Below are 19,851 nucleotides of genomic sequence, written 5' to 3'. Positions count from 1 at the left end.
CTGCGTTGGCAGCCTTTTTTATTGCGACCCCTGTAGAATCCTATTAAGCACACGGTAGGCGTGCTGCTAGGCTCTATGTATACTGACCATTCACGATGCAAAATGTGATTGTGTCTTCTCTGTGTCATTAAGGAGTCTGGTGTGGAACATTATCTTGTCGGCGGTGCTGTGCGTGATGCATTATTAGGCTTGCCGGTCACAGATAAAGATTGGGTCGTGGTCGGTGCCACGGTCAAACAAATGCAAGCGGCTGGTTATCAACAAGTCGGTCAAGACTTTCCGGTATTTTTGCATCCTGACACCCATGAAGAACATGCGCTCGCCCGCACCGAACGTAAATCGGGCCAGGGCTATACTGGGTTCATATGCGACTTTTCCCCAGATATCTCACTCGAAACGGATTTGCAGCGCCGCGACCTTACTATCAACGCGATCGCCCAAGATGAAGATGGCACCTTGCTTGACCCTTATGGTGGCCAACAGGATCTTGAAAACCGTGTGCTACGCCATATCTCACCCGCTTTTAGCGAAGACCCATTACGGGTGCTACGGGTGGCACGCTTTGCCGCTCGCTTTGCGCATTTAGGCTTTACCATTGCCGACAGCACTTCGACGCTAATGAAAGACATGGTCGCTAAAGGCGAGCTTGCACATCTGACCCCCGAACGGGTTTGGCGGGAATGGGAGAAAGCGCTTAGCAGTGACCGACCTGATGTGTTTCTTTCCGTCCTGCGCGCCTGTGGTGCGCTCGGTGTGGTGATCCCAGAAATCGATGCCCTGTACGGCGTGCCTAATCCCGCTAACTGGCATCCCGAGATAGACACCGGCATTCACACTGAGATGGTCAGCCGTTATGCCGCCTCTTTAACCGATGACAAATGCATCCGGTTTGCCGCGCAAGTCCATGATCTTGGTAAAGCGCTCACTCCAGCATCGATCCTGCCCGGCCACCGCGGCCATGGCGATCGTGGACTGCCGGTGATCAAAGATCTGTGTGAGCGACTACGCATTCCCAACTCATATCGGGATTTAGCCCTAGTAGTCAGTGCTCACCACTCCAAAATTCATAAATGCGATCAATTAAGCCCTGAGCACTGGGTGGCGTTGTTTAATCAGATAGACGCATGGCGTAAGCCCGAACGTGTTGAGCAACTTGCGGTGGCCTGCTTAGCGGATGTACGCGGCCGTAAGGGGCGGGAAAACTACGCTTATCCGCAAGCTGATGCGTTACGGGAATGTTTTGTTTGTGCGCAGCAGGTCGATGTAAAACCCATTGTTGATGCCGGGTTTAAAGGTGGGGCGATTCGTGATGAGCTGCAGCGCAGACGGATCCAAGCCATTGCCGCCTGCCCTGCGCGCTCATGCTCTAATATAGCTAGCGCCTCGCGTTAACGAAAATGCGTGCTCAACAGTATCATGTCGCTTGAAAGGCGCGGCTATCAATACAATACGTGATTATATTTCTGCGATGGGCGTACCCACCGATGAAGAGGATGCCAGCATCACTTGGTTTCGGCCTCGATTTTTGGCGCGATACATGAGTAAGTCTGCCGCATGAATTAACGCATCCAGTTCCAACGCCGCGATACCATCCACCACATCACTGGAGACAATCGCCCCGATACTAACCGTCACGCGTATGTCGGCGCCTTCAAACTCAAACACAGTATCGGCAACATCACAGCGAATATGATTGGCTAGCTCAATCAAGGCATCTAAATCTTGTGTGGGACATAAGACGCAGAACTCTTCGCCTCCCAAGCGAGCAACGGCCCCTTTTTTTACAAATCGTTTTAGGTAACTGGCAAGGTGTACCAGTACCTTATCGCCCTGCATATGCCCATAGGTGTCATTAACTTGCTTGAAATGGTCAAGATCAATCAGGATCAATCCCATTTCTTGCTGACGACTGAGTTTGGGTTTTAGGCGTGCAAAGTAAGCATCGAGACCACGGCGATTCAACAACTGCGTGAGGGGGTCTGTGTTAGCGAATTCACGCAAGCGTGTATTAGCTTGGCGCAGGGCGACCGTGCGCTTATACACCATCCGTTTTAGGATAAAAATGTAAGTCACCGCGCCAAACATTACCGCGAGTACAGCACCAGGAAGAAGCCACGCTGGATAAGCCTCTACCCGTTCAGTATTAACCCATCGTTGCTTAATGCGCAGTCGTTCTTCTGCCGGAATATTATTAATACCCTCGCGCACCTCATTGAGAAGCGCCTGATTGCCTTTAGGGACCGCGGCATAGATAGGCTGTGTATACAGCACTTGATCCGCCACAAATGCGAGTGGTTTCCCTTGGGTTAGGAAATAGAAGTTGGCCGTTTGGCTATCAGCGACGAGCGCCTGGATCTCGCCATCAAGCGCAGCAGCAAATAACGCTTCATTACGGGTAAAACGCTTTTGTTTAACTTCTGGGTAGTGCTCGGATAGAAACCAAGATTCGTAGCTTTCTGATACAACACCCACTTCTTTACCGGCGGCTAGAGGTTCCTTACTCACCTTTCCTGATTGGTTTTGCACATATAAAGAACCGTTAGTATTAAAGATAGGCGTAACATAATCTAAATAAGTTTCGCGTTCTGGTGATTTGAGTAATCCCGCATGCACCCGATCACCGCCCTCTTTCATATAAGAAAGAGATTCAGGCCAATCGAGCAACATAAACTGAATCGAGGTGTGATTATATTTCGCATAGGCGCGCCAAAAATCGATCAATAACCCTTTAGGCTGGCCTTCGCTTGTCAGGTAGCTATAGGGTTTCCATTCAGACGAATGCGCGACGACTAAAATGTCTTTTTCTTCTGACAGATAGGCGTCGTCAGCCCATGCAAGCGTACTGCTGTACGTGCAGGCAAGAAGCAGCATCCCTGTCAAAATCCGAAAAATACACGCAAACATTGTTAGGCAGTCCATTCAAAGAGTCTTGATGGTAGATAAATTCTAAGCGAACGCAAAAGACTTAATAAAAAAGCATGATCCAGTTCAAATTGGAAGCTAGATCACACCAAATAGACATCAACCGCGTACTAACGGGGCAGAAAATAATCAAAAGGGAATACGTCGTATGGTAAAGCGAAATCATCAACAGAAAGCGTAATTAACACAAAAATATCTTCAGAAGACGCTTGCCTGTCACCCACTTGTAATGATTTAAGTCAGTAGCTGTGGTAAATTTACGCGCCCAAAGACGAGGAAGCGGTAATAACGTCATCTGTGTCGCGACGAATCCTTTGCGGTCGTTAGCGGCTTTATTGCCCGTGATCAACACAGATCAATGCAGACAATCTATACTCTCACTCAATAAAACAGTGATGTCACCACAGCGACAATGGCTGCGGTAACGCCATTGATAAATGCAAAAGTTTCGCTTTCACAACCATTAGAAGAAAAACAGTGCGTGGTAAAATGACACCTTTTCAGTGTGTTGTGAGAAGCATCAGGCTTATGTTTCAATTTTTGACCGGAGAAATGTGTCGATGAAAAAGACCAAAATCGTATGTACGATTGGCCCAAAAACCGAATCTGAAAAGATGCTGACTCAGCTTGTAGAAGCGGGTATGAATGTCATGCGTCTTAACTTCTCACACGGTGATTACGAAGAGCACGGCGCTCGTATCACTAATCTACGTAATGTGATGAAGCAAACCGGCAAACAAGCCGCTATCCTGCTTGATACCAAAGGCCCAGAAATCCGCACGGTAAAACTGGAAAATGGCGATGATGTCATGCTGGAAGCCGGTCAAACCTTCACTTTCACTACCGATTCGTCTGTCGTAGGTAATAAAGAACGTGTTGCTGTGACTTACGCTGGTCTCCCCCACGATTTAAAAGCCGGTGATACTGTGCTGGTTGATGACGGCCTTCTTGAGATGGAAGTACTAGAAACGACTGAAAAAGAAGTCGTATGTAAAGTCCTTAACAACGGTGAACTCGGGGAAAACAAAGGTGTAAACCTGCCGGGTGTGTCTGTGAGCTTACCTGCTCTGGCTGAAAAAGATAAATCTGACCTGAAATTTGGTTGCGAGCAAGGTGTTGATTTTGTTGCGGCCTCTTTTATCCGTAAAAAAGAAGACGTGGAAGAAATCCGCGAACTGCTGGCACAAAATGGCGGCAGCGATATCAAGATCATCTCTAAAATTGAAAACCAGGAAGGGGTTGATAACTTTGACGCCATCTTGGAAGCGTCTGACGGTATCATGGTTGCCCGTGGTGACCTGGGTGTTGAAATCCCGGTCGAAGAAGTTATCTTCGCGCAGAAGATGATGATCGAAAAATGTAACCGAGCTCGTAAATTGGTTATCACCGCGACTCAAATGCTGGATTCAATGATCAAAAATCCACGTCCAACTCGTGCAGAAGCCGGTGACGTTGCCAACGCCATCATGGACGGCACCGATGCGGTGATGCTGTCTGGTGAATCAGCAAAAGGTAAGTACCCACTTGAAGCCGTGAGCATCATGGCACAAATCTGTGAGCGCACTGACCGTCAAATGTCACCGGCACTGGGCTCTCGTTTGGATAGCGATCGTCTTCGCATCACCGAAGCCGTGTGTAAAGGTGCTGTGGATACTTCACAAAAATTGGGCGCACCACTGATCGTTGTGGCAACCGAGGCAGGTAAATCCGCTCGCTCTGTACGTAAGTACTTCCCAACCGCGAACATTATCGCGGTCACGACGAACCCGAAAACCGCCGCACACTTGTGTCTGACCAAAGGCGTGACCCCAGTCATGATCGAAAGCATCGACAGCACCGATGAATTCTACCGTCGTGGTAAAACCATCGCTCTGGAATCAGGTTTGGCGAACAAAGGCGATATCGTCGTGATGGTATCAGGTGCATTGGTTCCTTCCGGTACGACCAACACCACCTCTGTGCACGTTCTTTAATCAAACAATCACAGTCAATCCTAACGCCCCGACTGGTTCGGGGCGTTTTTTTATCTATCGCTCGGTGGCATGATAAAGAGAAAAGTAGGCAGGGAGCGCCATGAAACGCACGAAAGCACAAATCGCGATGGAACACATATGGGCCGCGATACTCACTCGTCAACTGTCACTCGTCCCACACGCTGACGGCTTTTATCCCATGACAGTTTCCATTTTGTGCGATCAGCTTGGCTTAACCACCGCGTCTGCTCGCGACGGGCTACATCTATTAGCGATGACGGGGCGAGTCACGTACCAGCCTCATTTGGGCTACCAACTCGCCCCATTAAGTAAGCAAGATTGGCACCGCCTCTCGATCGGGTTGAACGGGCTCATTGGGGCGTGCGTTGATAGATTGCCTGCTCGCATTGATGAGCAAACCGCCCTTACGCTGTTGGGCTTGATTCACAGCATTCAGCACTTACCTGCCAAAGACTACTGTGATAAAGCCATTCTGGCGCATTGGCATCAGCAACTGCATCATACTTTATGCTCAGGGATTAACCCCTACCTTGATGAGGCAATACAGCCGATCATTGCCCATCATGTGCGCTATCTGACTCACCCAGATATCGCACTCGATATCGCTCAAAGCTGGCAGAACTTGCTTCCAACCTTACGGGGGCTGGTGTCGGCTCGTCCGCAAGCACACACTCAGGCTTATCAAGCCTACTGGCAAGAGCTCAATTCACAGATAGAGGACAGAATAGGTAAGCTTACCAGTGGACAATTTCTTTGAAGTGCGTTTTGATCAGTACCGCTAACGGCACCAAATAAATCGCGCTTAATTTTAATGCCATGATGGCCAGAGCTAACGTTGTTGCTCGAACCAAGCATTTATTGATGGTTTGTACCACGATGTCCCTCACCTCATTATGGATAGCCAATGATGACAGTCACCAGTAGCGTTCAAAAAACAGCCAATAGTTTACAAACTACTCAATAAATCGCAAGCGCGAATCACGGCTGTTATCATGGTGGACATAACGTGCGAATCTGAAGCAGCTGATCGATCAATACCATAGAGAGCATCATGACAAAACCACTCACCATTTTGGATATTGCCCGCTTAGCTGGCGTGGGTAAATCAACCGTATCTCGTGTGCTAAACAATGATGCGCGCGTCAAAGATAGTACCCGCGTTAAGGTACAAGCAGTGATCGATCAATATGGTTTTTTACCCTCAAAATCGGCACGAGCCATGCGCGCGCAGCGCAGTGGTGTGGTTGGTGTCATTGTGGCTAAACTGAGTTCAAATTCAGAGAACACTGCACTCACAGGGCTGCTCAATACCCTGTACGCCAAAGGCTATGACGCGGCCATCATGGAAAGTCAATTCTCTCAACTGAAAGCACAAGCCCACCTCGACGTCTTAAAGCGTCGTAACGTTGATGGCATTATATTCTTTGGCTTTTCAGGCTGTGATCTCTCTGCTCTTGCCCCTTTTGCACCAAACTGTGTCGTACTCGCAGTGGACAGTGACGATTATTCAAGTGTCAGTTATGACAACCAAGGTGCGGTGACACAAGTCATGGCGCATTTTTATGAACAAGCACGCCACCCTATTGCCTTTCTTGGGATAGATGAGCAGGATGAAACCACTGGCCGAGCACGTGCCAATGCTTACCTCTCTTTCTGTGAGACCCACCAGCTTCCTGTCCACTTGCACCGCTGTGAGATGAGCCTACACGCGGCATACGATGCAACCACCTCCTTGATTGGCCCTCACACACAAGCGATCCTTTGTGCGTCTGACACTCTAGCTCTGGGTGTCGCGAAACGCCTACAAACTCTTGGCCGAGAAGATATTGCCATTGGCGGCATCGGTAATCACGACATGCTACGCTTTATGTTCCCACGCGCTGTCAGCGTGGAGTTGGGCTACCATCAAGCGGGACAACATGCCGCCGACTTGCTGCTCAAGCAGCTAGATGACGACGCGCCAGTGATTAGCCACTGGACGCAACCTTGTCATCTTGTCACGCCCTAGCCTGAAACCGACACCAAATAATCAAGCAGTTACAGATTTCTGTGTGATGGTTTTCAAATAATGGGAACGATTCCACTGATAATTGGATTAGTACGATCCATAATCAGTGGGAACGTTACCAATGAATACCCTACAGCAATACAGGATTGCTTATGAGCCAGATAGATAAAAAAGCCATTGACCAGTTGGTCACACAAATTGGCGGCAAAGATAACATTGCAACCGTGAGCCACTGCCTCACACGTTTACGGTTTGTCCTCAACGATCCAGAAAAAGCCGATGTGGCCGCGATTGAAGCCATTCCGATGGTAAAAGGCTGCTTTACCAGTGCCGGGCAGTTCCAAGTCGTCATTGGCACCAACGTGGATCAGGTTTTTGCCCTACTACAAGAGAAAACCGGGGTTGAAGGCCAATCAAAAGACGATGCTAAACAAGCGGCACGTCAAAACATGAGCCTACTTGAACGCGCCATCTCACACCTCGCGGAAATTTTTGTTCCCCTTCTCCCCGCGATCATCACAGGTGGTCTCATTCTGGGCTTCCGTAACGTGATTGGCGACATCCGCATGTTTGACGGAAAAACGCTGACAGAGATCAGCGAATTTTGGGCCACGGCACACGGTTTTTTATGGCTTATCGGCGAAGCCATCTTCCACTTCCTCCCGGTCGGTGTGTGTTGGGCCACGGTCAGGAAAATGGGCGGAACACCCATTTTGGGTATCGTTCTGGGTATTACCCTAGTATCACCCCAGTTGATGAATGCTTACCTTATTGGTAAAGAGATGCCCGAAGTGTGGGACTTTGGTTGGTTCTCGATTGAAAAAGTCGGCTATCAAGCGCAGGTGATCCCGGCGATGTTTGCCGGTATGGCGCTGGCGTTTATTGAAACCCAGTTAAAACGCATTATCCCTGATTACCTCTATCTCGTGGTGGTGCCATTTGTGGCCCTACTCACCTCGGTGGTGCTGGCGCACACCCTCATCGGTCCCTTTGGGCGTGAAATCGGCAACGGCGTCGCCTTCTTGGCTCGCACGGCGATGACCGGTGATTTCGCCTTTATCGGTGCTGCGCTATTTGGCTTCCTCTATGCTCCTTTGGTGATTACCGGTGTTCACCACACCACCAACGCGGTGGACTTGCAGCTGATGCAGGAAATGGGCGGCACGCCTATTTGGCCGCTGATTGCCCTGTCCAACATTGCACAAGCCTCGGCGGTGGTTGGCATTATTTGGGTCAGCAAGAAAGAAAACGAACGTGAAATCTCTGTGCCCGCGGCGATTTCCGCCTACCTTGGCGTGACAGAGCCGGCCATGTACGGGATTAACCTACGTTACAAATTCCCAATGCTATGTGCGATGGTTGGCTCAGCGCTGGCCGCTATTGTATGTGGTCTTTCCGGTGTGATGGCCAACGGTATTGGTGTCGGGGGGCTACCAGGCATCTTATCTATCCAGCCACAATTCTGGGGTGTTTACGCAGTCGCGATGTTAATCGCCATCTTGGTGCCAATCGCACTCACCGCCTTTATGTATCGCCGCCAGGCCAGCAAAGGCAAATTGGCGGTCGTCTAATTCCCATTCCGTCCGCGGGGAGTAAGCTCCCCGCTTTTTTAGCGTTAAGAGAGACATTATGCACGCACATCCCTGGTGGAAAACGGCCACCATCTATCAGATTTACCCGAAAAGCTTCCGTGATACCACACAAACAGGGACAGGTGATCTGCCGGGCATTATCGAAAAACTGGACTATTTTTCGACCTTGGGCATCGATGCATTATGGCTAACCCCCATTTATGTATCACCACAAGTCGATAACGGCTACGACATTGCCGATTATTATGCGATTGACCCCAGCCTAGGCACCATGGACGACTTCGACACCCTGCTCGCCGAGGCGCACAAGCGCGATGTCCGCATCATCATGGATATTGTGATTAACCACACCTCAACCGAGCACCCTTGGTTTCAATCAGCGCTGGCAAGCAAAGACAGTCCGTATCGCGATTACTACATTTGGAAAGATCCAATTAACGGTGGCGTCCCGAACAACTGGCAATCAAAGTTTGGCGGTAATGCGTGGCAATGGCACGACCCCACCGGCCAGTATTACCTGCATTTATTTGCTACCGAGCAAGCCGATCTTAACTGGGAAAACCCTGAGGTGCGGGCAGCCGTCAAAGACGTAATGGCCTTTTGGGCCGACAAAGGTGTGGATGGCTTTCGACTCGACGTGATCAATTTGATCTCTAAAGATCAGTCCTTCCCGAATGATCACCAAGGCGATGGCCGCCGTTTTTATACCGATGGCCCCCGCGTCCACGAGTACTTGCAAGAGATCAGCCGAGATATTTTCCAACGTTACGGCAGCGTCACCGTGGGCGAGATGTCTTCCACCAGCCTGGAGCACTGCCAGCAATACTCCGCACCCGATGGCAAAGAGCTCTCCATGGTGTTCAACTTCCACCACTTAAAAGTCGATTATCCGGACGGCGAAAAGTGGCGACTGGCGCCGTTTGACTTCTTGGCCCTAAAACAGCTTTTCCGCACTTGGCAACACGGCCTGCATAATCAAGGTTGGGGTGCACTGTTTTGGTGTAACCACGACCAGCCGCGTGTGGTCAGCCGCTTTGGTGATGACCGCCACTATCGGGTCGCGTCCGCCAAAATGCTTGCCACTGCGATTCATATGCAGCAAGGCACGCCTTACGTATATCAAGGGGAAGAAATTGGCATGACCAACCCTGGCTATCAGCGTATCGATGACTATCAAGACGTTGAGAGCTTGAACATGCACCGTCTGCTGTGCGACCAAGGCATGCCAGAAGGGGAAGTATTAGCGATTTTGGCGGCACGTTCACGGGATAACGCCCGCACACCGATGCAATGGGATCGTTCAGAGAATGCCGGCTTTACCACAGGTACACCGTGGCTAAAGCCTGCGCCTAACTATGTTGACGTCAATGTCGACACCGCACTGGCGGATAAAGACTCGGTGCTCTATCACTACAAGCAGCTGATTTCCCTGCGTAAAACCTTACCCGTGATCCGTGAAGGCGATTATCAGGACTTGCTGCCTGATCACCCACAACTGCTCGCGTATCGTCGCGACAATGGCGACAGCCAACTGGTGGTGGTGTGTAACTTTTATGGCGAACCGGTCACGGCGACCTTGCCTGTCGCCCCGGCCCCGAACGCAGACTTGGTCAGCCATAATTACCCAGAAGCCAAGCCGTTAATGCCAGAAATGCAACTAGCACCCTATGAAGCCTTGGTGTATTTGATTCACTCGGCCTAACAGCATAAAAAATGGCACGCCTTGGCGTGCCATTTTATCAATACACATTACCAGCTAAAAAAAAGGTTGTGCCAAGAAAAGTATAGATTTAAGTGATGAAGGATACTTTGAGAGTTTTTTTCCAATTCGGCGCGGTAGCACACACCAAAACATGAACAAAGATTTGATAAAAGTGATTTGCACTGTGTGTGCAGCGACCCGAATTACAGTCACAGCTTTGTGCAAACGGTGAGCTATAAACACACGCTGCAGCACAGCAAATTAGAGTCATAGCAGGGCACTTTTGTGAAACAGAAGCGCATTTTTGTGGCTGTGGTTCCCGCGCGCGGATCACGAAAACAAATCGACTCTCGCAAAACTGTGCCGATATTTATTGCCAGTGCACGAACGCTGATTGCGGTCACCAGTTCGTCGCGTTCTCTCACTACCACAGCCCACTTTCGCCAAGCACGAAAACAACCGATGAACTCGCCAGCGCGCTAATCAAATCACTCACGCCAGAGCGGCGGAAGGATTTACATAGTCAGTTGTCGTTGTTTTGAGGGCCACACTAAAAAGGCGCAGAGGTGATGATAATGCTTATAAGAGAGGGGAATGGGTATTGATAAGGGTTATATGTTGTTGAATCTATCTGCTTCTTCTACGAAGGGAACATACCAAGTCTTATTTGTTCTACAGGTATTGTGGGCGTCAGAAATTACGCCAATAAAGCGGCATTCAAACTCAGACAGGAAATTACGTGTAAAAACGAAGTAAGTGTCGCTCGTCCGATGGTGGAGCTGAGAAGCCTTATTCCACCTCGTTTGCTCTTTGTCATTAAAGTTAGGGCAATTGATATCGAATACATGTATACGATATAGCGGGGCATCGTACGCGCTTTGTGGATAAGTAAAGGGGCTTGTGTTCCCAAGATAAGGAACAGGCATTTCTCCTGTTCCTCGATGGATTGCATCTAAGTGCTTTTTTAGGTCTTCACCTATCTTATCCAGAGTGCTGTGATCAAGGCTAAGTGCAGTGGCTTCCTCTTCAAACCGTGCTGAAAACGAAATTTGGTGCATTCCTTAGCCCCTTAATGATTCCTGGCTCAATGAAAATATGCGTTTTTTGTCGCAGCCTTCATTGATTCTAATGCATCGGGAGTCATAGTAAAAGACGCTTTATCCGCACTAATTGCTGGGCGAAGTTGTTTTTCCATGTCCATAACATTTGTGATGGACATTCGCAGCTTGGCAACAGATATACGCAGCTGGCGAATTGACAGCGCTACCTCACTTGGGATCTTTTCACCGAACTTTGAAAACAGCTCCTCGACCTGAACTCGAAGCATCATTTCGTTGCCACGAACGATCAAATCAGTGGATTCCAGTTGCGCCACGTTACCAGCATGGAAGTACTGTATTGGGTTGTCTGATGACTCAATCTCGCTATACTTTTCTTGCCAACCTTTAGTCTCTTCATCGATAGCTTGCTTAGCTTCAGCCATGGCTTTGGTAAAGGCGGCATGGCTGCCTTTCGAGCTCAATTGCTCGTCTGAGACATCGTAATTGATTGCCACTTGCTGAGCGTCAATCAGTGATGCGCTTGCATTGCTGCTGAGCGCTAAACATAGTGCACTCATAACCAATCCTTTACTCATGTAAGACCTTGCCGTTGATTCAAATATTAGACGTTATTTTTCTTTTGAGGCGAAGAACGAAGTGGCCGCAAATTATCCACTTGTAGAGTTACATTACAACCCATTTTTGAAGCAGTTCAAGCTTTTTAAAGCACGTCAAAGTATGGCTAGATCGGTTTAAACGCACAAAAAAAGCTCTCTAGAGACAACCTGCCCTTAAGGGCAGGGAAAGTGTGCATGCGTACTAATACAATTACGAGAGGTCGTTTTAGAGGGGTTCTGTGGCATGTTCTGAATAGAGGCTAGGCCATGCTTCGAATAAAAGATAAGAATGTGACCTATGTCGTCTAATGAACATTGTTTAATCAGTACGCAGTACCGATTTTCCATTTGTCGCCATCGCACGTGGCTGCGCGCTGGTCCTCGATGTCTTTTGCAATAAGCCGATACAAATAGGCTTCTATGGCGGTTTTGTCGGTATCCGCACTGCATGTGTCTTGCGATAATGCGCACTCTATCCACGCTACCGCTTGATTTGAAATATCAGACACTTAGCCTCCTAATAGCCCCCCGAATACTGTGTGTTAATACAGTGTTTTAAATAATTACAACTGTATGCTTTTGATTGACCTATCAAATACAAACATCCAGCTTCGCGTGAAGGGTGTTAAAGCCGCGCCTTATGCGTTGAACATCACTAGGCTAAACCCACTTTTTAGAATGCAAGGGCATTTAGGGGATAAATTTAAAAAAATGGGAAAAATTTTATGAGGCTAGTTATCCCCTCCTCTTTGCGTAGTGATTGCTTGGTGAGGATGTGGCTCCAGCCTTGTAGTCTTCAATGCTTTGATGTCTTCCACCCAAGCGGCGCATACTGTGGTCGTGTTTTGGGATCCCTGCATCGCCATACAGCTTTATGTATTGGAAGTAGCCGCGGGCAAACTCCTCATGCTCATCTGTGTTTGCAGGGTAAGGGTTGGTGTAGCGGTGTTTTTGTGCTGCATGGGCGTAGCCCTCATTAAATGAATCCGTCCGCATTGTCGTCTTCCTCGAAGTTACTGGGTGATGCCTGTAATGCTTTAGTTATCATGATGCCTTTGGCGTTCTGCCCATCTTCCCCTTCGGCATGGTAAAGAACCCTCTCGCATGACTCGCAGCGAGCTAACACGATCATGACTGCCTTGCTTTCGTGGTGCATCATGTTGTTGATCAAAAATGGCACGCCTTGGCGTGCCATTTTTCTTACAACGGCCAGTGGCTTTGGTTACTGACGCAACGCTCGCTCACCGCGTGCGATGCCAACCACACCGCTGCGTGCCACCTCAATGATCTCAGTGATCTCACCGACCGCGCGAATAAAGGCATCTAACTTGTCACTGTCACCCGTCAACTGCACGGTGTAGAGCGAGTGCGTCACATCCACAATCTGACCGCGGAAAATATCGGCGGTGCGTTTTACCTCCGCGCGGGCAAAGCCGCTGGCTTTCACCTTCACCAACGCCAGCTCGCGCTCAATATGATCGCTTTCAGTCACATTGCTTACTTTCAGCACATCAATCAGCTTGTGCAGGTGCTTTTCGATTTGCTCGCGGTCCGCGTCGCTCACCACCGAGGTGGTGATATTCAAGCGCGATAAGGTTGCGTCATCCGTCGGTGACACCGTGAGTGATTCAATGTTGTAGCCACGCTGAGAGAATAAGCCCACCACGCGCGACAAGGCACCTGGTTCGTTTTCCATTAAAACCGATACAATACTGCGCATTAGGTTCTCTCCGTTTTACTCAACCACATTTCATTCATCGCCCCACCGCGTACCTGCATCGGGTAAACATGCTCGGTTTCATCGACATGAATATCGACAAAGACTAAGCGATCTTTCATCGCCAAGGCTGCCTCTAAGCCGGATTCCAGCTCAGACGGATGGCTAATGCGCATCCCCACATGACCATAGGCCTCAGTGATCGCAGCAAAGTCCGGCACCGAATCCATATAGGAATGTGAGTGGCGACCTTGATAAATCATGTCTTGCCATTGTTTGACCATCCCGAGGAAACGGTTATTGAGGTTAACGATCACCACCGGAATATCATATTGCAACGCGGTAGAGAGTTCCTGAATGTTCATCTGAATGCTGCCATCGCCGGTCACACACACCACTTGCGCATCCGGCAGGGCAAACTTCACCCCCATCGCCGCGGGTAGCCCAAAGCCCATGGTGCCTAAGCCCCCCGAGTTAATCCAACGGCGCGGTTTATCAAACGGATAATAGAGTGCGGCAAACATCTGGTGCTGCCCGACGTCTGAGGTTACATACGCCTCGCCATGGGTGAGTCGATACAAGGTTTCAATCACCTGCTGCGGTTTAATCCGCCCTGGATCGGACGCATACTTTAAGCACTGGCGCTCACGCCATATTTGAATATTGTGCCACCAAGAGCTGATCGCATCGCTGTCATTGCTGCCTCCCTGATCCACCAGCAACTTAAGCATGCTACTCAGCACAGCGTCGGCAGAGCCGACGATAGGAATATCGGCCGAGACAGTTTTAGAAATAGTCGAGGGATCCACATCAATATGCATGATGGTGGCATCGGGGCAGTATTTTTCTAAGTTGTTAGTGGTACGATCATCAAAACGAACACCAATACCAAAAATCAGATCGGCTTGGTGCATCGCCATATTGGCTTCGTAGGTACCGTGCATCCCCAACATACCTAACGAGTGATCATGGGTGCCCGGAAAGGCCCCCAGACCCATCAGGGTGCTCACCACCGGGATGTTCAAGCTTTCTGATAGTTGGCGGATTTGTTCGCCGCAATCGGCCATGATTGCCCCACCGCCGACATACAATACCGGCTTTTTCGCTGCCAGTAGCGCTTTTAGGCCGCGCTTAATCTGTCCTTTGTGGCCGGTTGTTGTCGGGTTGTAAGAGCGCATGCGCACACTATCAGGATACTGATACGGATGCTTTTGCGCAGGATTAACCATGTCTTTAGGAATGTCCACCACGACAGGGCCGGGACGTCCAGTCGAGGCAAGATAAAAGGCTTTCTTGACAATATTGGGAATATCTTCAGCACGCTGGACTAAAAAGCTGTGTTTCACCACAGGACGAGAAATCCCCACCATGTCGCACTCTTGAAAGGCATCATTGCCAATCAAGCTACTCATCACCTGCCCGGAAAAAACCACCATGGGGATGGAGTCCATGTAGGCGGTGGCAATTCCCGTAATCGCATTGGTTGCGCCTGGGCCTGACGTTACCAGTACCACGCCGACGTCACCGGTTGCGCGTGCGTAACCGTCCGCCATGTGTACGGCCGCTTGCTCGTGACGCACTAACACATGGTCAATACCACTTTTCTCATGTAATGCATCGTAAATATCCAGCACTGACCCGCCTGGATACCCAAAAATATGTTTTACGCCTTGATCGATCATGGAGCGCACGATCATCTCGGCACCGGATAACATTTCCACTCTACGCCTCCCTGTATGCATAGTTAGGACTTACTTTTAGCCTAATCCAGCCCCTTACTCTTCGATGTACTGGTGGTGTAACCACGCGGACATCACAACCAAATACTGGCGATAAGGCGGCGTTAGATTGTTATGTGGCCAGCCTCGACTGAAGCTACAATCAATGTAACGTTTTATTTGCAAAACTGTCTATTAGCTAATCAGTATTTACATTTTTAATCTAAATGTTGAGTGTATGTTGCTGGATTACGCTGATTGAGAGGGGTTAAACCGGAAAGATCGACTACAAAGTGATGACTTTGCCAGATTAACTATTCAGAAAGCGGAGAAAAAAGAGGGAAAAACGGCACGTTTTGATGATTTTCTTATCCATAAGCAAAATCATCCACGTGCCGTCATCATGCCATTAGCCTTGATACATGGCATCAATGTCGTGCTGATAGCGAGAGAGGATCACCTTACGGCGTAGTTTCATCGTGGGTGTCAGCTCGCCACTGTGCATGCAAAAGCCCTGAGGCAGCAAGGTAAAACGTTTGACTTGCTCAAACTTCGCCAACTCATTTTGTAGCGCTTGTAGCCGTTTTTCGAACAGTGCCACGACATCAGAATGCTTGAGTAAATCTTTACGGTTTTGGTAATCAATATTCATATTACGCGCCCATTCTTCCAACGCATCGAAACAGGGCACAATTAACGCTGAGACAAAATGACGCGCTTCCGCGACAACAGCAATTTGGTCAATAAAATGATCGCGACCTAGCGCCCCTTCGACACGTTGTGGTGCAATATATTTACCGCCCGAGGTTTTCATCAGTTCTTTGATTCGGTCAGTAATGAACACATTACCTGCACTATCGAGATAACCCGCATCACCCGTTTTCAAAAAGCCATCCTCGGTAAAAGTCGCCATTGAGGCTTCAGGCTGATTGAAGTAACCGCGCATCACCATCGGCCCGCGTACTTGAATTTCATTGTGCTCCCCAATCCGCACCTCGGCCCCGGGCATCGGATAACCAATAGATTGGGGATCAAAACGCGCATCATCCCAACAAGAGACGGTCGCGGTGGTTTCCGTCATGCCATAACCGAGTTTGACGTTAATGCCGATGGCATGGAAAAACGCGCCAATAGCCGGGTCGAGCCGTGCACCACCACATGGCATCAAGCGCATGTTACCGCCCAGCAGCGCACGCAGTTTACTCAGTACCAGCTTATCGGCTAGTGCGACTTGCCATTGTTGCAGACGAGAAGGAGACTGTCCGGCGCGCAACTGGCTGGCATGGCGCTCGCCCTGACGAAGAGCCCAAGCAAATAACCGTGGCTTGAGACCACTGGCACGACTGACTTTATCGTGGATCGCGCCGTGAATTTTCTCATAAAAACGCGGGACGGCAGACATGACGGTGGGTTTAACCGTCGTCAAAGCATCACGGATGTGTTGTGGGTTTGACAAGTAACAGTTGACGGCCCCACGGTGCAGGACATAGTAGCTCCACGCGCGCTCAAAAACGTGAGAAAGCGGCAAAAACGCCAACGAGACATCACGAGAATCAATTGCCAGGACTTGATCGTGAATATCAAGCTGCGCGGCAACATTCGCGTAATCGAGCATCACCCCCTTCGGTTCTCCAGTGGTCCCGGAGGTATAAATTAAGGTGATCAGGTCGTCCATACAGCGTGCGTCAATACGCGCATCTAACTCGGTTTGATAACGACGATCGTCTTGCAATAACCAACTGGCCCAGCTCCACACTTTCGGATGATTAGGGACTGACGCCTCCTGGCTTAAGGCGACGATACCTTTGACATTGGGGCACGTCTCCAAGGCCGCTACCGCCATCTCAAGCTGATCGTCACCGGCAAAAATCCATTGTACATCCGCATCATTAATAATGTGTGCCGCTTGTTGGGCGGTGCTGGTGGCATAAATAGGGACAGGCACGACGCGAATTTGTAAGGCGGCATAATCTAACATCGCCCACTTTTCGCTATTGGGCGCGAATATCGCGATGGTTTGCTGTACACCACAATCTGCTTTTAGCAAACAGCGAGATAGTTGATCAACACGCTCACCCAGCTGGCGCCAATTGATACTCGCCCACTGGCCGCCCTGTTGGAAACGTATCGCTTCTCGTGTCCCGAGAGTGTGTATCTGCTCACGAAAGCGGCTAACTATATGATATTGGGTGTTCACTGTGTCTCTCTTGGCTCACCATTTGGCGAACACATGTACGCTCAATAATGTCAGCGAGTTTACCGAGCGCACCACCAAACTCAAGAGAAATCGAGTGAATACTCTATTGAAAATGTAAAAACGTGATTCAGTCTCGCGCTAACAGGTAGCCTGCGTACCGCCTTCCAGCTAACGAATCAAACGTTGCAACCTAAGTGGATACTGATTAACGCGCATCCAAGGTCGGTTAAAGTCCATCATCGAGTCTTCGACCGCTTCTGGATAATCCACTTGAGCCCACAGATGGTGAAACAAGCTGCGTGTCTGGTTTAGCTCGCCTTTAACCAGCCATTCCGCCAGCGCTTGGGCCACATCTGGATAGTCAATCGCCCCTACCGCAGGCGTATTTAACCATTCACGTACAGCGCTCGCCTCTAAGCTATCCATACTGTGCGCGAGCCCAAGCTGAGTGAGGGTCGCGACATTGCTCAACTGCTCAAACTGGCCGGACAGTGGTTTTAATAGCAGTTTCTTGCCTAATGTCAGCGCTTCAGACGGGAGCTCAAAACCACCATTAGCAATCACCCCCTGACATTGATGAAGGGCTGCGTGAAAGCGCTCTTTACCCAATGGCATGAACGTGAGGTTTTCGCGCTGGTATGGCTCACTCACATCGGGATGAAAACAGATAAAAGACTGATTAAAACGGAACAGCAGTTCACTGACCGCAGGCAAAGATTCAAACGGTAAATACACCAACACCGATTTCTCCGCCTCCGGCGACTCCGCCGTGTTATCACCAGGATGAGTATCAATAATGGGTGGCAAAATCGGTTGATTAAAATGATACCAATGCAGACCAACGGCATAATCTGTTGGCGCAAAGTAACGCATGATCAGTCGATTTATAAGGGTTTCCCCGTGCTTAGGGACCGCATGAGAAAACGCGGCCTGGTGGCTAATGGCCACGGAGGGCACACCTTGTTGACGCGCCGCCCACGCACTGATGGGTTCGAAATCAGAGATGACTTTATCGTAACCTGACACATCCAGCTGGCGTATGTCCCGTCGTAGCTGCGCCAAATGATTGTGTTGAGCCGTGGCCAACATGTCGATTTTGCCATGACGACTGACAAAGCTCATCCCCGTAAAGGTGCGATAGTCGCCGAATGGCGCCATATCAAAATAGCGTTCGGCTGGCCGACCAGAAAAAATAAAATCGACCTCGACATTATAACCTGCCAAGGCGCGAGCCATGGCGCGGGCACGAGAGATATGACCGTTACCCGTTCCTTGAACACCGTATAAAAGCTTCATTAAATACCTGTTATTCCGTAAAGATCGAGGGTGAGACTGTGTGCCAATGTTGCGCACATCATTCCTAGTCCTGCGCCAACCACAATGTCAGTGATAAAGTGGACGCCCAGTAATACACGCGATATCCCGATCAAACTGGCCCAGATGAACACCAAAAGCGTGAGTGATGGGAAAAAAATGCTCAGTAGAGAGGCCATCAGAAAAGCCGCGGCAGTGTGGCCTGAGGGCATACTGTATAAGTCGGATGGGGTAATAAAAGCAGGCAATTGAGACGGGCGAGCGCGACGAAAACACCGCTTTAACACCCAGTAAATCGGTAGCTCGATGGCAAATGCGGTCAGCCCTGTGAGCAAGAACCATAGTCCTTCCGCCTCATGAAGCCACCAGGCAGTCAAGCCAATCACGAGATAAAGTGGACCATCACCAGAGCGGGAAACGCCACGGGCTATTTTGGCAACGCCGGCGCTAAAGCGGTGAGATAAACACAGTGTCGACACCGTATGATCAAAGCGTTGAATCACGGTAAAGCTTCTCATCTTGCCTCCCAATGCGGCGAGTTGATGATTAAACTTTAGTCAGCGGGTATGACAAGTCGGTGACGTTGTTTGGTCATATTGATGAATTCATCGTGCCACTATGAATGAGAGAAGCCATAAGCACATTGCGATAAAAAGTAATGAAAAGCGGATAAACTGGCCGCAAAGAACAGTGAAAGATGCTGACATTTGACTGATAAACCAGTTTTATTCGCTAGTATTTTCCCTTTCCATTTCGCAGATAACGGGTTTTGTTTTTTTCAGATTGACGGTTTCCCCATCGCTCTGTTATTTCTGGTAACAGAATATTTACTGACGGACATACGCATGACACTGTTTCACCTACGCCTCATTCTCCTCCTTATCGTGACCCAGTCGCGCGGGTAGGTTTTGGGCTGAAAATAGTGAATGCCAAACCTCAAAAACCCGCGCCAGACGCGGGTTTTTTTGTATCTAACGTCGCCAGAATAAAAGAAAGTGCCAACGAAAAGAGCCATGACGGCGGCCAGCAA

The 19,851-nt window shown here is 49.5% G+C and carries 18 protein-coding genes; 7 read left to right on the top strand and 11 right to left on the bottom strand.

The features are described 5' to 3' along the window. Nucleotides 1–141 precede the first annotated feature (141 nt). The gene (locus BUQ98_RS12820) at nucleotides 142–1,392 is read left to right on the top strand and encodes a multifunctional CCA addition/repair protein (RefSeq protein WP_074214173.1); all 1,251 of its coding nucleotides are present in this window, start codon (nucleotides 142–144) and stop codon (nucleotides 1,390–1,392) included. Nucleotides 1,393–1,455: 63 nt separating this feature from the next. Here BUQ98_RS12820 and BUQ98_RS12815 read toward each other — a convergent pair whose 3' ends face one another. Further along, nucleotides 1,456–2,919 (bottom strand): transporter substrate-binding domain-containing diguanylate cyclase, encoded by a 1,464-nt coding sequence (locus BUQ98_RS12815; protein ID WP_083605285.1) that lies wholly within the window; start codon nucleotides 2,917–2,919, stop codon nucleotides 1,456–1,458. A 563-nt stretch (nucleotides 2,920–3,482) separates the two neighbouring features. Between BUQ98_RS12815 and pykF the strand changes: the two genes are divergently transcribed. The 6 genes from pykF to BUQ98_RS12785 all read left to right on the top strand — a co-directional run bounded on the left by pykF (nucleotide 3,483) and on the right by BUQ98_RS12785 (nucleotide 10,760). Further along, a complete protein-coding gene (gene pykF, locus BUQ98_RS12810) occupies nucleotides 3,483–4,895 on the top strand; it encodes a pyruvate kinase PykF (RefSeq protein ID WP_074214172.1) in 1,413 nt (470 codons plus the stop codon). Between the two features lie 100 nt (nucleotides 4,896–4,995). After that, a complete protein-coding gene (locus BUQ98_RS12805) occupies nucleotides 4,996–5,673 on the top strand; it encodes a hypothetical protein (protein WP_074214171.1) in 678 nt (225 codons plus the stop codon). 294 nt (nucleotides 5,674–5,967) lie between these two features. Further along, entirely contained in the window at nucleotides 5,968–6,924 is a 957-nt protein-coding gene (gene treR, locus BUQ98_RS12800; protein ID WP_074214170.1) for a trehalose operon repressor TreR, read from the top strand. A gap of 152 nt (nucleotides 6,925–7,076) precedes the next feature. Beyond that, the gene (treB, locus tag BUQ98_RS12795; RefSeq protein WP_074214169.1) at nucleotides 7,077–8,495 is read left to right on the top strand and encodes a PTS trehalose transporter subunit IIBC; all 1,419 of its coding nucleotides are present in this window, start codon (nucleotides 7,077–7,079) and stop codon (nucleotides 8,493–8,495) included. Nucleotides 8,496–8,553: 58 nt separating this feature from the next. Beyond that, complete coding sequence (treC, locus tag BUQ98_RS12790) at nucleotides 8,554–10,218, top strand: alpha,alpha-phosphotrehalase (RefSeq protein ID WP_074214168.1); 1,665 nt, start codon at nucleotides 8,554–8,556, stop codon at nucleotides 10,216–10,218. A 260-nt stretch (nucleotides 10,219–10,478) separates the two neighbouring features. Continuing rightward, on the top strand, nucleotides 10,479–10,760 hold the full coding sequence (locus tag BUQ98_RS12785) for an ogr/Delta-like zinc finger family protein (protein ID WP_371515122.1): 282 nt from the start codon (nucleotides 10,479–10,481) through the stop codon (nucleotides 10,758–10,760). A 69-nt stretch (nucleotides 10,761–10,829) separates the two neighbouring features. Here BUQ98_RS12785 and BUQ98_RS12780 read toward each other — a convergent pair whose 3' ends face one another. The 10 genes from BUQ98_RS12780 to BUQ98_RS12735 form a co-directional block, all read right to left on the bottom strand. Then, nucleotides 10,830–11,276 carry a type II toxin-antitoxin system YafO family toxin gene (locus tag BUQ98_RS12780; RefSeq protein ID WP_074214167.1) on the bottom strand — a complete coding sequence of 149 codons (447 nt, stop codon included), beginning with the start codon at nucleotides 11,274–11,276 and terminating at the stop codon, nucleotides 10,830–10,832. A 26-nt stretch (nucleotides 11,277–11,302) separates the two neighbouring features. Then, nucleotides 11,303–11,836 (bottom strand): hypothetical protein, encoded by a 534-nt coding sequence (locus BUQ98_RS12775; RefSeq protein WP_074214166.1) that lies wholly within the window; start codon nucleotides 11,834–11,836, stop codon nucleotides 11,303–11,305. 362 nt (nucleotides 11,837–12,198) lie between these two features. Next, nucleotides 12,199–12,384 (bottom strand): hypothetical protein, encoded by a 186-nt coding sequence (locus BUQ98_RS12770; protein WP_074214165.1) that lies wholly within the window; start codon nucleotides 12,382–12,384, stop codon nucleotides 12,199–12,201. 226 nt (nucleotides 12,385–12,610) lie between these two features. Continuing rightward, a complete protein-coding gene (locus tag BUQ98_RS12765; RefSeq protein ID WP_074214164.1) occupies nucleotides 12,611–12,871 on the bottom strand; it encodes a hypothetical protein in 261 nt (86 codons plus the stop codon). After that, a complete protein-coding gene (locus BUQ98_RS12760; protein WP_074214163.1) occupies nucleotides 12,852–13,070 on the bottom strand; it encodes a hypothetical protein in 219 nt (72 codons plus the stop codon). Before BUQ98_RS12760 ends, BUQ98_RS12765 begins: the two co-directional genes overlap by 20 nt. A 27-nt stretch (nucleotides 13,071–13,097) precedes the next feature. Continuing rightward, entirely contained in the window at nucleotides 13,098–13,595 is a 498-nt protein-coding gene (ilvN, locus tag BUQ98_RS12755) for an acetolactate synthase small subunit (RefSeq protein WP_046074256.1), read from the bottom strand. Further along, nucleotides 13,595–15,313, bottom strand: a complete 1,719-nt coding sequence (locus BUQ98_RS12750; protein ID WP_074214162.1) for an acetolactate synthase 3 large subunit — start codon at nucleotides 15,311–15,313, stop codon at nucleotides 13,595–13,597. Before BUQ98_RS12750 ends, ilvN begins: the two co-directional genes overlap by 1 nt. Before the next feature lie 406 nt (nucleotides 15,314–15,719). Next, entirely contained in the window at nucleotides 15,720–17,507 is a 1,788-nt protein-coding gene (locus BUQ98_RS12745) for an AMP-dependent synthetase/ligase (protein ID WP_074214161.1), read from the bottom strand. 168 nt (nucleotides 17,508–17,675) lie between these two features. Continuing rightward, nucleotides 17,676–18,803, bottom strand: a complete 1,128-nt coding sequence (locus BUQ98_RS12740) for an MJ1255/VC2487 family glycosyltransferase (protein WP_074214160.1) — start codon at nucleotides 18,801–18,803, stop codon at nucleotides 17,676–17,678. Next, nucleotides 18,803–19,339 carry a phosphatase PAP2 family protein gene (locus BUQ98_RS12735; protein WP_074214159.1) on the bottom strand — a complete coding sequence of 179 codons (537 nt, stop codon included), beginning with the start codon at nucleotides 19,337–19,339 and terminating at the stop codon, nucleotides 18,803–18,805. Before BUQ98_RS12735 ends, BUQ98_RS12740 begins: the two co-directional genes overlap by 1 nt. Nucleotides 19,340–19,851 lie beyond the last annotated feature (512 nt).

The organism is Salinivibrio sp. ES.052 (genome assembly GCF_900141775.1).
In the GTDB taxonomy this organism is placed as follows: domain Bacteria; phylum Pseudomonadota; class Gammaproteobacteria; order Enterobacterales; family Vibrionaceae; genus Salinivibrio.
Note: the sequence above shows the minus strand (reverse complement) of the source record. Positions and strands in the feature narration are given on the sequence as shown.

Excerpts from the sequence above, each read along its gene's own strand:
- BUQ98_RS12815 (WP_083605285.1), bottom strand. The coding sequence starts at position 2,919 with ATGGACTGCCTAACAATGTTTGCGTGTATTTTTCGGATTTTGACAGGG.
- pykF (WP_074214172.1), top strand. The coding sequence starts at position 3,483 with ATGAAAAAGACCAAAATCGTATGTACGATTGGCCCAAAAACCGAATCT.
- BUQ98_RS12805 (WP_074214171.1), top strand. The coding sequence starts at position 4,996 with ATGAAACGCACGAAAGCACAAATCGCGATGGAACACATATGGGCCGCG.
- treR (WP_074214170.1), top strand. The coding sequence starts at position 5,968 with ATGACAAAACCACTCACCATTTTGGATATTGCCCGCTTAGCTGGCGTG.
- treB (WP_074214169.1), top strand. The coding sequence starts at position 7,077 with ATGAGCCAGATAGATAAAAAAGCCATTGACCAGTTGGTCACACAAATT.
- treC (WP_074214168.1), top strand. The coding sequence starts at position 8,554 with ATGCACGCACATCCCTGGTGGAAAACGGCCACCATCTATCAGATTTAC.
- BUQ98_RS12780 (WP_074214167.1), bottom strand. The coding sequence starts at position 11,276 with ATGCACCAAATTTCGTTTTCAGCACGGTTTGAAGAGGAAGCCACTGCA.
- BUQ98_RS12775 (WP_074214166.1), bottom strand. The coding sequence starts at position 11,836 with ATGAGTGCACTATGTTTAGCGCTCAGCAGCAATGCAAGCGCATCACTG.
- BUQ98_RS12765 (WP_074214164.1), bottom strand. The coding sequence starts at position 12,871 with ATGCGGACGGATTCATTTAATGAGGGCTACGCCCATGCAGCACAAAAA.
- BUQ98_RS12760 (WP_074214163.1), bottom strand. The coding sequence starts at position 13,070 with ATGGCACGCCAAGGCGTGCCATTTTTGATCAACAACATGATGCACCAC.
- ilvN (WP_046074256.1), bottom strand. The coding sequence starts at position 13,595 with ATGCGCAGTATTGTATCGGTTTTAATGGAAAACGAACCAGGTGCCTTG.
- BUQ98_RS12740 (WP_074214160.1), bottom strand. The coding sequence starts at position 18,803 with ATGAAGCTTTTATACGGTGTTCAAGGAACGGGTAACGGTCATATCTCT.
- BUQ98_RS12735 (WP_074214159.1), bottom strand. The coding sequence starts at position 19,339 with ATGAGAAGCTTTACCGTGATTCAACGCTTTGATCATACGGTGTCGACA.